The sequence below is a fragment of the Micrococcus sp. FDAARGOS_333 genome (genome assembly GCF_002206575.2).
GTDB classification, from domain to species: domain Bacteria; phylum Actinomycetota; class Actinomycetes; order Actinomycetales; family Micrococcaceae; genus Micrococcus; species Micrococcus lylae.
The window spans coordinates 2547655-2559831 of record NZ_NJFJ02000001.1 but is presented as its reverse complement, the minus strand read 5'-3'; the positions used below and the strand labels follow the sequence as shown (position 1 = coordinate 2559831).

10 protein-coding genes are annotated in these 12177 nt (G+C 72.5%); 5 read left to right on the top strand and 5 right to left on the bottom strand.

Annotation, left to right across the window (positions count from 1 at the left end):
- Positions 1-38: 38 nt before the first annotated feature.
- Positions 39-305 carry a hypothetical protein gene (locus CEQ11_RS11425; RefSeq protein WP_088478680.1) on the bottom strand — a complete coding sequence of 89 codons (267 nt, stop codon included), beginning with the start codon at positions 303-305 and terminating at the stop codon, positions 39-41.
- Between the two features lie 106 nt (positions 306-411).
- Between CEQ11_RS11425 and purD the strand changes: the two genes are divergently transcribed.
- Positions 412-1728: a phosphoribosylamine--glycine ligase gene (purD, locus tag CEQ11_RS11420; protein WP_088478679.1), complete on the top strand. Its 1317-nt coding sequence runs from the start codon at positions 412-414 to the stop codon at positions 1726-1728.
- On the top strand, positions 1725-2645 hold the full coding sequence (locus CEQ11_RS11415; RefSeq protein WP_088478678.1) for a phosphoribosylaminoimidazolesuccinocarboxamide synthase: 921 nt from the start codon (positions 1725-1727) through the stop codon (positions 2643-2645). The genes purD and CEQ11_RS11415 overlap by 4 nt, the downstream gene beginning before the upstream one ends.
- Before the next feature lie 530 nt (positions 2646-3175).
- Here CEQ11_RS11415 and CEQ11_RS11410 read toward each other — a convergent pair.
- The 4 genes from CEQ11_RS11410 to CEQ11_RS11395 all read right to left on the bottom strand — a co-directional run bounded on the left by CEQ11_RS11410 (position 3176) and on the right by CEQ11_RS11395 (position 10304).
- A complete protein-coding gene (locus CEQ11_RS11410) occupies positions 3176-5203 on the bottom strand; it encodes an ABC transporter ATP-binding protein (RefSeq protein WP_088478677.1) in 2028 nt (675 codons plus the stop codon).
- Positions 5200-7089, bottom strand: a complete 1890-nt coding sequence (locus CEQ11_RS11405; protein WP_088478676.1) for an ABC transporter ATP-binding protein — start codon at positions 7087-7089, stop codon at positions 5200-5202. The genes CEQ11_RS11410 and CEQ11_RS11405 overlap by 4 nt, the downstream gene beginning before the upstream one ends.
- 79 nt (positions 7090-7168) lie before the next feature.
- Positions 7169-8104, bottom strand: a complete 936-nt coding sequence (locus CEQ11_RS11400) for a metallophosphoesterase (protein ID WP_088478675.1) — start codon at positions 8102-8104, stop codon at positions 7169-7171.
- 4 nt (positions 8105-8108) lie between these two features.
- Entirely contained in the window at positions 8109-10304 is a 2196-nt protein-coding gene (locus CEQ11_RS11395; protein ID WP_088478674.1) for a transglycosylase domain-containing protein, read from the bottom strand.
- Between the two features lie 69 nt (positions 10305-10373).
- Between CEQ11_RS11395 and CEQ11_RS11390 the strand changes: the two genes are divergently transcribed.
- The 3 genes from CEQ11_RS11390 to CEQ11_RS11380 are packed head-to-tail and all read left to right on the top strand — an operon-like array spanning position 10374 to position 12105.
- A complete protein-coding gene (locus CEQ11_RS11390) occupies positions 10374-10541 on the top strand; it encodes a DUF4177 domain-containing protein (RefSeq protein ID WP_088478673.1) in 168 nt (55 codons plus the stop codon).
- Between the two features lie 3 nt (positions 10542-10544).
- Entirely contained in the window at positions 10545-11036 is a 492-nt protein-coding gene (locus CEQ11_RS11385) for a RidA family protein (RefSeq protein WP_088478672.1), read from the top strand.
- Positions 11026-12105, top strand: a complete 1080-nt coding sequence (locus CEQ11_RS11380; protein WP_227718857.1) for an NUDIX hydrolase — start codon at positions 11026-11028, stop codon at positions 12103-12105. Before CEQ11_RS11385 ends, CEQ11_RS11380 begins: the two co-directional genes overlap by 11 nt.
- Positions 12106-12177: the final 72 nt, after the last annotated feature.

Genomic DNA, 12177 nt, shown 5'->3' with positions numbered 1-12177 from the left:
CGGGGAAGGGGCGGGGCCGTCGTCGGGAACCGGCTGCGTCAGCGGCGGCGTCGGACCGCCCAGGTGATCACGGCGGCGGCCACGAACGCGGCGCCGAGCAGCGCGGTGACGCCGCCGACGCCCACGTCCCCGCGGCCGATGCCGAACAGGCGCAGCGAGAAGGCGCCGATCAGGGCGCACACGAACCACACCATCATGAACGTGTACGCCGTGCGCAGGCCGGGGCCGGCCTGGGCGGTCGGGCGGGTCGGGCGACGCGGGTCGCCGGAGCGGTCGTCGTCGTGGGGCAGGCCGGGCATCGTCATGTCCACCACCCTACGGGTGCCCCGCCCGGCCGGGGGGGGGGGGGGAAGACGTCCGGGGCGGGCGGACGGCGGGCGCGGGTGTGCGGCGCCACGTAGTCTGGGGGACGTGAAGATCCTCGTGCTTGGCAACGGCGGCCGCGAACATGCCCTGATCCGCACCCTGGCCCGTGACCCGGAGGTGACGCAGCTGCACGTTGCGCCCGGCAACGTCGGGATGGCGGACCAGGCCACGCTGCACTGTGTGGACGCCTCGGACGGCGCCGCCGTGGTGGCGCTCGCCGGCCAGGTGAAGGCCGATCTCGTGGTGGTCGGCCCCGAGGCCCCGCTGGCCGCCGGCGTCTCCGACGCGTTGCGCGAGGCCGGGTTCGCCGTGTTCGGCCCCTCCCGCGCCGCCGCGCAGCTGGAGGCCTCCAAGGCCTTCGCCAAGGAGGTCATGGCCGCCGCCTCCGTGCCCACCGCCGGCTCCCGCGTCTGCACGCATGCCGAGGAGGCCGCCGCCGCGCTGGACGAGTTCGGCGCCCCGCACGTGGTGAAGGACGACGGCCTGGCCGCCGGCAAGGGCGTGGTGGTCACCGCCGACCGCGCCGAGGCCCTGGCCCACGCCGAGTCCTGCTTCGCCGCCGGCGGCTCCGTGGTGATCGAGGAGTACCTGGACGGTCCCGAGGTCTCCCTGTTCGTGCTCTGTGACGGCGAGAACGCGGTGCCGCTGACCCCGGCCCAGGACTTCAAGCGCATCTTCGACGGGGACGAGGGCCCCAACACCGGCGGCATGGGCGCCTACACCCCGCTGCCCTGGCTGCCCGAGGGCTTCGTGGACGAGGTCATGGAGTCGGTGGCCCGCCCGGTGCTGGCCGAGATGACCAGGCGCGGCACCCCGTTCTCCGGCGTGCTCTACTGCGGCCTGGCCGTGACGGCCCAGGGTGTGCAGGTCATCGAGTTCAACGTCCGCTTCGGCGACCCGGAGACCCAGGCCGTGCTCGCCCGCCTCCATACCCCGCTCGGCCGGCTGCTGCTGGATGCCGCGAACGGCGAGCTCGGCGCGGACCGGACTCTCGAGTGGTCCGAGGACGTGGCCGTGGATGTGGTCATGGCCTCCGCCGGCTACCCGGCCTCCTCCTCCACGGGGGACATCATCACCGGTGTCGAGGCGGCCCGGGCGCTGGACGGCGTGGACGTGCTGCACGCCGGCACGGGCGTGGGCGACGCCCCGGACGCGGTGGTGACGGCCGGTGGCCGGGTGCTGGCCGTCGTCGGGCGCGGAAAGGACCTGGCCGAGGCGAGGGCGCGGGCCTACGCCGGCGTGGACGCCATCGACTTCGAGGGTGCCCAGTGGCGCACGGACATCGCGCTCAAGGCCGAGCGCGGGCAGATCGCGGTGCCGGGCGCCGGCGCGGCGGGTACGGAGAAGGAGGGCCAGGCGTGAGCGAGCGCATCGGATTCGCCGGGGCCGAGGCCCTTCAGCTGCCGGGCTGGCGGCACGTGTACTCCGGCAAGGTGCGGGATCTGTACGAGCCGAAGGATGCGGCGCCGGGCGAGTCGGAGACGCTGCTGGTGGTGGCCTCGGACCGCATCAGTGCCTACGACGTCATCCTCGAGCCGCCGATCCCGGACAAGGGCGCCGTCCTGACCCAGCTGAGCCTGTGGTGGTTCGAGCAGCTCGCCGGCGCCGTGGAGAACCACGTGGTCTCCACGGACGTGCCGGAGCAGGTGGCCGGGCGGGCCATGGTGGTCAAGCGGCTGGACATGTTCCCGGTCGAGTGCATCGCCCGCGGGTATCTGACCGGCTCCGGCCTGGCGGAGTACCGGGAGTCCGGGACCGTGACGGGGCTGCCGCTGCCGGAGGGCCTCGTGGACGGATCGAAGTTGGAGCCGGCGATCTTCACCCCCTCGGCGAAGGCCGAGGTGGGCGAGCACGACGAGAACATCACGTTCGCGCAGATGACCGAACGCGTGGGCGCCGAGGCCGCCGCGGCGTTGCGGGACCTCACCCTGGACGTCTACACGAGGGCCGAGCAGATCGCCCGGGAGGCCGGGATCATCCTGGCGGACACCAAGGTGGAGTTCGGCACGGACCCGGTGAGCGGGGCGATCGTGCTGGGCGACGAGGTGCTCACCCCGGACTCCTCCCGCTTCTGGGACGCTGAGGACTACGAGCCCGGCCGCCCCCAGGCCAGCTTCGACAAGCAGTTCGTCCGCGACTGGCTCACGTCGGCAGAGTCCGGCTGGGACAAGTCCTCGGGCGAGCAGCCGCCGGCGTTGCCGGAGGACGTGGTGGCCAAGACCCGGGTCCGCTACGTGGAGGCCTACGAGCGGCTCACCGGCCGCCGCTTCGACGCCTGACCCCTGGCGTTTTCGTTCGGGAAACGGTCGAGTCTTGGGGTGCTTTCGTTCGGGAAACGGTCGCGTTGCGGGGTGCTTTCGTTCGGGAAACGGTCGCGTTCCAGGCGGGGACGACCATGTCTCGAGCAGGCCGCGCTGTACCCGTCAGCCACAGCGCGAGTCCGGCGCCCAGTCTGAGCTGCTGTACGGCAAGGCCAGATACCCGTCCACGGCAGCGCGGGCTCGGACCCGGAAGGGGCCGGGTCCGCGCTGCCGTCTACAGGGATCTTCTCCGTTCCGGCTTCGGCCGTCCGTCCGGACCACGTCCGGAGGCGTCGAAGGCACGGCACGGTGAGAGGGAAGGTCACGGTGACCGGGCCGTCGTCGTGGAGGTCAGGCGGGCGGCGGGACGCGACATTCTTCCGAACGAAAGTGCCGAGCAACCCGACCCTTTCCCGAACGAAAGCGCCTCGCAACGCGACGGTTTCCCGAACGAAAATGCCCCCGCTCCCGCTCCCGCCCGCCTGCACGCTGGGCCCGGCGCCGGGCCCTCAGTCCTCCTCGGAGACGAGCGAGTCCTCCCAGGCTTGGTGCAGCGCCGCGAAGCGGCCACCGGCGGCGATGAGCTCGGCGGGGGTGCCGTCCTCCACGATCTGCCCGTCGTGGACCACGAGCACGCGGTCCGCGATGTCCACGGTGGACAGGCGGTGCGCGATGATCAGCGCCGTCCTGTTGCCCAGCAGCCGCTCCAGGCCCTGCTGCACCAGCCGCTCGGAGGGCAGGTCCAGGGAGCTGGTGGCCTCGTCCAGGATCAGCACCGCCGGGTCCGCCAGGAACGCGCGGGCGAAGGACACCAGCTGACGCTGGCCCGCCGAGAGCCGGCCGCCGCGCTTGGACACATCTGTGTCATACCCCTCCGGCAGCTCCAGGATGAACTCGTGCGCACCCACCGCGCGGGCCGCGGCCTGGATCTCCTCCAGGCTGGCGTCCGGACGGCCCAGGGCGATGTTCTCCGCGATGCTCCCGGAGAACAGGAACGCCTCCTGCGTCACCATCACCACGTTGCGGCGCAGGTCCTGCTGGGACAGCTGACTGAGCTCCACCCCGTCCAGGGTCAGGGAGCCGGAGGAGAGGTCGTAGAACCGGGCGATCAGCTTCACCAGCGTGGACTTGCCCGCCCCGGTCTGCCCGACGACGGCCACCGTCTGTCCGGCGGGCACCGTCAGGTCGAAGCGGCTCAGCACCGTCTTCTCCGGGCCGTAGCCGAAGACCGCGTCCGAGAACTCGATGCGGCCGGAGGCCACGCCCTCGCCGGCCTTCGCAGCGCCCGGCAGCAGGGCGGGCTCTGCGGCCTCCACCACGGTGGGCTCCTCCTCGAGCAGGCCGGAGACCTTCTCCAGGGCGGCCGTGGCGGACTGCAGCGAGGAGTAGAACATCGCCAGCATCTCCATGGGCTGGAACACGCGGCGGCCGGCCAGCAGCAGCGCCACCAGCACGCCCACGGCCAGCTGCCCGTCCAGCACGCGGAAGCCGCCCACGATCAGCATGGCCACCACGGTCATGTTGCCGATCGCCACCAGGGCGGTCTGCAGGATGCCGAAGTAGTTCAGGGACTCGACCATGTCATTGCGGTAGTCCGTGGCCAGGCGTGTGTACGTGGCGTCGTTGGCGCGCTGGCGGCGGAAGGCCTGCACGGCGCGCATGCCGGTCATGGTCTCCACGAAGTGCACGATCGACTTCGCCGAGCTCACGCGGGAGCGGCGGTACACGTCCTCCGAGGCCCTCTGGTACCAGCGCACCAGGACCAGCACCGGGACGAACGCGATGCAGAGGATGAGGAAGCCGATCGGGTCCAGGATGAGGATCGAGACGGCCGTGAACACCATGAACACCGTGCCGGAGACCAGCGAGGCGACGCCCTGGTCCAACAGCTCGCGCAGGGTCTCCAGGTCCGAGGTCTGGCGGGAGATCACGCGGCCCGAGGTGTACTTCTCGTGGAAGGACAGGGACAGGCGCTGGGTGTGCCGGAACACGCGCAGGCGCAGGTTCAGCAGCATCTGCTGGGACGCCCGGGCAGTCAGCCACAGGTAGCCGCCGAGCAGGCCGCCGGCCAGCAGGGCGGCGCCCACGTAGGCGCCGCCGACCAGCAGCACGGTCGGCAGCGGGGACTGCTCGGCCTCCACGGCGCCGACCACCTGCGGCAGACCCCAGTCGATGGCCCAGGCGATGATCAGCGGCAGCGCCGCACGGGCGGCGTTGGACACGATCACCAGCACCATCACGAGCGCCAGCTGGCCCTTCACCGGGCCGGCGAGCTCGCGCAGCAGCCTCCACGAACGGCGGCGGACGTGGCGGCGCTCCTCCGCCGAGTACTCGAGGATGTCCTCGGCACGGACGCCGCGGACGCGGTCCGCCACCGACGCGCCAGCGCCGTCTGCCGACGCGCCGGTGCCGCCTGCGGACACGCCGGCCGTGCCTGCCGACGCTCCGGCCTCGCCGGCGGACGGATCCTGCACGGCCGGGCCCTGCGCGGCGTGCTTCGGGGTGCGCTCCTGCGCGGAGCGTCTCCGGATGCTCATGCGCGCGCCTCCTCGGCCTCGGCGTTGCTGATGATGTCCCGGTAGGCGGCAGAGCGTGCGAGCAGCTCCAGGTGGGTGCCCACGTCCACGATCCGCCCGTCCGCCATCACGGCCACGCGGTCCGCCAGGGCCACGGTGGAGGGGCGGTGGGCCACCACCAGCGTGGTGGTGTCCGCGAGGACCTCGCGGAGGCGTTGGGTGACGGCCTCCTCGGTGCGCACGTCGAGCGCGGACAGCGGGTCGTCCAGCACGAGCACCTTGGGCTGCGCGGCGATCGCACGGGCCAGGGCCAGACGCTGGCGCTGGCCGCCGGAGAGGGACAGGCCCTCCTCACCGATCTCCGTGTCCAGGCCGTCGGGCAGGGCACGGGCGAAGCCGGCCTGGGCGGTGTCCAGGGACATGTCCAGCAGCTGCTGGGCCTTCTCCTCGTCGGCGAGCACGTCTGCGGGGGCGCCCAGCAGCACGTTGTTGCGGACGGTGTCCGAGAAGAGCGTGGGCTCCTCGAAGGCCACGGCCACGCGGCGGCGCAGCTCCTCGAGCGGGAAGTCGCGGACGTCCGCGCCGTCCACCTCCACGCGGCCGGAGGTGGCCTCGTAGAGGCGGGGGGCCAGCTGCAGCAGGGTCGACTTCCCGGAGCCGGTGGTGCCCACCAGCGCCATGGTCTCGCCGGGGATGAGTTCGAGGTCCACGCCGCGCAGCAGGGGCGCGGTGCCCTCCGCGGCGTCCGGGTAGCGGAACTCCACGTCACGGAAGGCCAAGCCTCCGGCGGACGGGGGCAGCGCGGGGAGGGCGCCGGAGGGCGGGGCCATCTCGTCCGCGTCGTCGTCCAGGCGGGTGGCACCGAGGGAGGCGGCCTCCTCCGGGTCCGTGCCGGCGGGGGAGGTGATCGCGGGACGCACGGAGATGACGTCGAGGTGACGGTCGATCGCGGTCTTGGCGGACAGGGTCATGCCGAGCAGCTGGCCCACGGACTCCACGGGGCGGGCGAGCACGGCGGTCGTCGCGAAGAAGGCGGCGAGGGCGCCGACCATCATCTGTCCGGTGGCCACCAGGTACACGCCCCAGGCCAGGCCGACGCCCAGGACGACCTCGGGCAGGGCCACCACCATCGCCACGAAGGAGGCGAGCAGGCCGGCCTTGCGGACCTCGGTGTCCTGCAGGGTGGACGCCTGGGTGCGGAAGCCCTCCAGGGCGGTGGCCCCGCGGCCGAAGGCCTTCAGGATGCGGATGCCGTGGACGGACTCCTCCACGGTGGTGGCGAGGTCGCCGGCCTGGTCCTGGGACAGGCGGGAGACGGTGCGGAAGTCGTTGCGGAAGGAGAAGGACCGGATGATGATCGGCACGGCCGCCACCAGGTACAGGAGCGCGAGCTGCCAGGAGAGCGTGAAGAGCAGGGCCACGCCCACCACGATCACCAGCGAGTCCACCACGAACATCACCGAGCCGAACGCGATCCAGCGGCGCACCAGGCCCAGGTCCGCCTGCGCGCGGGAGAGCAGCTGGCCGGAGGGCCAGGCGTCGTGGAAGGCGACGGGCAGGCGCTGCAGACGGCGGTAGAGGCCGATGCGTGCCCGGTTCTCCACGTCCGAGGCCGGCGGGAGGATGAACACGCGGCGCAGCCACACGAACAGCGCCTCGGCCAGGCCGAGGACGAGCAGGACCACGCCGGCCCACACCACGGAGGAACGCCCGCCCGAGCCGTCGGCGGAGAACACGTTGTTCACCAGGACCTGGATGACCTGGGGGATGGCGAGGGCGGCGAGCCCGGAGAGCAGGGCGGCCAGCAGCCCGAACACCCAGCGCCAGAGGACGCCGTCGAGGTACGGCCGCAGGCCCTGCACGGACTCCCGCAGTGTGCGGGGGGTGGGGGCGGCGCTGGGAGACACCCGAGAAGTCTACGGGACGGCGCCCGACGGATGGCCTGCGTCCCGACGACGGCCGCGCACCGCCGCCTGTCCGCGCGCCTCAGGCGCGGGGGACCAGGTCCAGGACGACGGCCTCGGGGCGGCAGGCCACCCGGACCGGCATGGCCGGGGCCGCGCCGATGCCGGCGGAGACCTCGAGCGGGACGGTGCGGCCGGCGGCCGTCCAGGAGGACAGCCCGGAGGCCTGCGCGCGCGGCAGGTCGCAGTTCGTCACCAGTGCCCCGTAGAACGGCAGGCACACCTGGCCGCCGTGGGTGTGGCCTGCCAGGACGAGGTCGGCGCCGTCGGCCACCATCGCGTCCAGGACACGGCGGTAGGGGGCGTGGGTGACGCCGAGGGTGAGGACCTGCTCGCGCGGTGCTCGCGTGGGGGTGGTGAAGCCGCGCCAGTCGTCGAAGCCCAGGTGCGGGTCGTCGGTGCCGCCGGCCAGGATCTCGACGGCGGCGCGGTCGCCTCCGGCAGTGAGGGTCGCCGAGCGGTTGGTCAGGTCCACCCAGCCGCGGGACCGGAACGCCCGGAACAGGTCCTCGGTCTGCAGGCGGCGGGGCTGGTGCTTCAGCGGCTTCGACGGTCCGGCGAAGTAGCGGAACGGGTTGGCCGGCTTCGGGGCGAAGTAGTCGTTGGAGCCGGGCACGAAGACGCCGGGGACGTCCAGCAGCCGGCCGAGGGCGTCGAGCAGCGGCGCGATCGAGTGGTCGGAGGCGATGTTGTCTCCCGTGTTGACCACGAGGTCCGGTTCGAGGTCCGCGAGTGTCTGCAGCCAGGCCAGCTTGCGCCGGTGGAACGGCAGCAGGTGGATGTCGGACAGGTGCAGCACCCGCAGGGGCGCCGCGTCCGCCGGCAGGGCGGGGACGGTGTGGCGGCTGATCCGGTAGGCGCTGGCCTCGGCCAGGCCCCAGGCCGCGCCCGCCGCACCCAGGCCGGCCGCGGCCGCGGCGGCCGTCAGGGCGGCGCGCACGGGACGGGACGGGGCCATCGGCTCAGTCCTCCGACGAGTAGGGCTGCGGACCCGGGCGGTCGATGTCCTCGAAGTAGAAGTCCTTGCCGTGCGGGTGGCTGCCCTCGGTGCCGTAGTCGGAGAACCGCGGGCCGTCCCATTCCGGCAGCTTCCCGGCCTCGTACTCGCTGTGTTCGTTGGCCTGCTCCATGTAGTCCAGCCACATGGGGCCCGAGATCTCGGTGCCGTAGAAGTTGTTGCGCTTGATGCCGTTGATGGTCTCGCCGGCGAGGGTCTTCTGGTTGGTCCAGCGGCCCACCCACGAGGCGGTGGTCAGCTTGTCCGTGTAGCCCACGAACCAGGTCGAGGACATGTTGTTGTTGGTGCCGGTCTTGCCGGCGGCCGGGAAGGGCCGGTCTTCGTCCGAGAAGATGTTCTTGTCCGTGATGGCCTGCAGGATCGGCGAGATCTGGTGCACGTCGTCCTTGTCCAGGACCTGCTTGCAGTCCGGTTCCGGCACCGGGTACTCGTTGCCGGCGGTGTCCGTGACCTCGAGCAGGGCGCGCGGCTCGCAGTACAGGCCCTCGGCGGCGATCGCGTTGTAGGCGCGGGCCAGGGACATCGGGGCCATGGAGTCCGCGCCGAGCACGAAGGAGGGGTTGTCCGGGGAGACGGGGAGGCTGTCCACGGCGCGGCGCAGGCCGAGCTCGGTCATCAGCGAGGTGATGTCGCAGAGGTCCAGATGGTAGGCGGCGGCGACGGTCGGGGTGTTGACGGACCAGAACAGGCCCTCGTCGATGCGGTCGCGCTTCTTGAGCCCGCCGATCACGTTGTTGATGTCCCAGGTGGAGCCGTTCTGCACCACGTAGCCGCCGTCGCGGCAGGAGGCGGCGAAGCGGGTGCCGGTCGGGTAGGCGTCCACGCTGGCGTCCACGGTGTCGATCATCTTGCCGCCGTTGCGCATCCAGGTGAGGGCCACGAACGGCTTCAGGGTCGAGCCGCTCTGGAAGCCCTCACCGCCGCCCCATTCCTTGTCCACGTTGAAGTTCAGGATGGTCTTGCCCTTCTCGTTCTCCTGCAGGGAGTAGTCGGTGTTCTGGGCCATGACCTTGATGTCGCCGGTGCCCGGCTCGAGGGAGAGCAGGGAGGCGCCGACGCCGTCGGACTCGTCGTTGGGGACCTGTCCGGCGATGGATTTCTGGGCCTCCTCCTGGAGCTTGGAGTCCATGGTGGTGCGAATGGTGAGGCCGCCGCGGTCCAGCAGGGCCTGACGGGACTTCACGTCCGGACCGAAGGCCGGGTTGGCCAGGACCTGGCGCTCGACGTAGTCGCAGAAGTACTTGCCGAAGTCGGCGGCCAGGCATCCGGTCGGCGGGGCCTCCATCACCACGTCGAGGGGCTGCTCGACGGCGTGGTCGTACTCCTCCTGGGTGATCTTGTCGTTGCGCAGCATGGCACGGAGCACGGTGTCTCGACGCTTCTTGGTGCCCTCCGGATTGCGGACGGGGTGGTAGCCGGTGGGGGACTGCACCATGCCGGCGAGGGTCGCAGACTCCCAGATCTCCAGGTCCTTCGCGGACTTGCCGAAGACGTACTGGGCGGCGGCCTCGACACCGTAGGCGCGGCCAGAGAAGAGGACGAGGTTGAGGTAGCCGTTGAGGATCTCGTCCTTGGTCATCTGCTCCTCGACCGCGATCGCGAGCTTCATCTCCTTGACCTTGTCCGAGACCTTCTTCTTGCCGGACAGGGTGAGGCGCGAGTCGCCGCGCAGGACCTGCGCGTTGATGAGCATGTTGTTGACGTACTGCTGCGTCAGGGTGGAGGCGCCCTGCGTGGAGTCCGAGGTCGCGTTGTTGACCATGGCGCGGGCGAGGCCGCGGGCGTCCACGCCGTCGTGCGAGTAGAAGCGCTCGTCCTCGATGGACACGATCGCGTCCTTCATGGACTGGGCGATCTCGTCGAACGGGACCGGCGTGCGGTTCTCCTCGTAGAAGTTGGCGATGAGCTTGCCGTCCGCGGTCACGATCTTGGACGGCACCGCGACCGGCTCGTCCGGCAGCTCGTCCGGCAGGTCGTTCAGCATCGCGGCGCCGGCGTTGGCGCCGGCGCCCACGAACGCGGCTCCGGGCAGCAACAGGCCGGCCACGATCAGGCCCGCCAGGGCGGAGAGGCCGAGGAACCTCAGCATGCGGCCGACGGGCGTGACGGAGTCAGAGGAGGGGGACTTGCGCGGCGCCATGCCCGGAAGTGTACCGGGGCCGCCTGGAAGGGGAGGGCAGGAGGCGGTCGCCGTGGGTAGGGTGGCCCCATGACCGAGCAGACTCGTTGGGAATACGCCACCGTCCCCCTCCTGATCCACGCGACCAAGCAGATCCTCGACCAGTGGGGCGAGGACGGCTGGGAGCTGGTCACCGTGATCCCGGGCCCCGAGGGCTCGAATCCGGTGGCCTACCTCAAGCGTCCGAAGGGGGCCTGACCCGTGGCCGCCGCACAGGCCTCCGGCTGGGGCGAGGGAGCTGTCGCCTCCCGCCTGGCCGAGCTGGGGATCGAGCGTCCGGACGTCGCCTCGGCGGTGGGCAGCTACCTGCCCGCACTGCAGGACGGCGACCTCGTCATGACCTCCGGGCAGCTGCCCTTCGTCTCCGGCTCCTTCGAGACCACCGGCAAGGTCGGTGCGGAGGTGGACCCGGGCACCGCGAACGCCCTGGCCCGCACCGCCGCGATCAACGCCGTCGCCGCCGTGCATGCGCTCGTCGGGGACTTGGACCGCGTCGAGCGCGTGGTGAAGGTCACCGGCTTCGTGTCCTCGGCCCCGGACTTCACCGCGCAGCCGGCCGTGGTCAACGGCGCCTCGGACGTGCTCGCCGAGATCTTCGGAGAGGCCGGCCGCCACGCCCGCTCCGCCGTGGGCGTGGCCGTGCTGCCGCTCGATGCCCCCGTCGAGGTGGAGATCACCGTCCGTGTCCGCTGACGGCGCCGCCGTCCCGCCCCCGGTCTCCGTGTCCGCCACGGCGTCCTCCGGCCCCGGGGAGGCGGCGCAGGTGGCGGCCCGCGCCGCGTCCCTGCGCGCCCATCCCGCGAACCGCCGCCCGGCCGCCCCGGTCGGCCACGTGCGTCCGGCCCCGCAGCGGCGGGCCGCGCCCGCGCGCATCCCGGTGCCGCGGAGCGAGGAGGAGGCGGCCCGGCAGTGGGCGGCCCAGGACCACCGTCACGTGCGTCCTGCTCGTCGGGCCGCCGCCGTCGCGGTGGTCAGGGATGGGCCGCAGGGCCCGGAGCTGCTGCTGCGTCATCGTCCGGGCCAGACGCCGCTGGGCGTCGTCGGGCTGCCCGGCGGGTCACTGACCGACCAGGACGCGGAGGCCTGCACCTGGTACGGGCCCTCGCCCCGGGCGTGGGCCCGTCGACTCGGCATGGCCGACCTGCGCAGTGCGCGGCAGCACGTGGTGGCTGCCGTCCGGGAGCTCTTCGAGGAGACCGGCCTGCTGCTGGTGGGGGAGCGTGAGGGAGACGTGGTCATGGACCCGGCCACCCCGCTGTGGGAGGAGGCCCGCACGTCTCTGGAGTCCGAGGGGTTCGGCCTGCCCGCCCAGCTCCAGCGGCGCGGGCTGGGGCTGCGCACCGACCTGCTGCGCCCCGTGGGCCGCTGGATCTCCCCGGACTTCCGTCACCGCCGCTTCGATGCGGTGGTCTTCGCCGCCGCCGTCCCGGCGGGACAGCAGGCCACCGTCCGACCCGCGAGGGGGCGGCGCGAGGAGGCCGCCGGGCTGCACGCCTGGGTGCCTGCGGCGTCCCTGATCGAGGGCCCCGTGGCCCTGCCCGGGCCGCCGGGGTGGCTGGGCGAGTCGGGCGTCGTGGAGGCCTGCGAGGTCACCGCGCCGCCGACCCTGATGCTCGCCCACCGGCTCGCGGAGGCCGGCTCCGCGGTCGCGTTCCTGCTCGGCCTCGCCGACGGGGCGGCGGACCGGCCCCTGCCGCGTTGGCGCATGGCTCCCGCCGGGGAGGACGCCGGCCGCCTCTGGATGCGCCCCACCACGGACTGAGCTCGGGCCGGTGCCGGGTCCGTCCCCCGTGCGGCACGAGGCCGAGACGACGACGGGCCGCTCACCCAGTCA

Bases quoted from the DNA above. Each gene is read 5' to 3' on its own strand.
- CEQ11_RS11390 (WP_088478673.1), top strand. From the start codon at position 10,374: ATGACCGAGCAGACTCGTTGGGAATACGCCACCGTCCCCCTCCTGATC.
- CEQ11_RS11395 (WP_088478674.1), bottom strand. From the start codon at position 10,304: ATGGCGCCGCGCAAGTCCCCCTCCTCTGACTCCGTCACGCCCGTCGGC.
- CEQ11_RS11425 (WP_088478680.1), bottom strand. From the start codon at position 305: ATGACGATGCCCGGCCTGCCCCACGACGACGACCGCTCCGGCGACCCG.
- CEQ11_RS11400 (WP_088478675.1), bottom strand. From the start codon at position 8,104: ATGGCCCCGTCCCGTCCCGTGCGCGCCGCCCTGACGGCCGCCGCGGCC.
- CEQ11_RS11410 (WP_088478677.1), bottom strand. From the start codon at position 5,203: ATGAGCATCCGGAGACGCTCCGCGCAGGAGCGCACCCCGAAGCACGCC.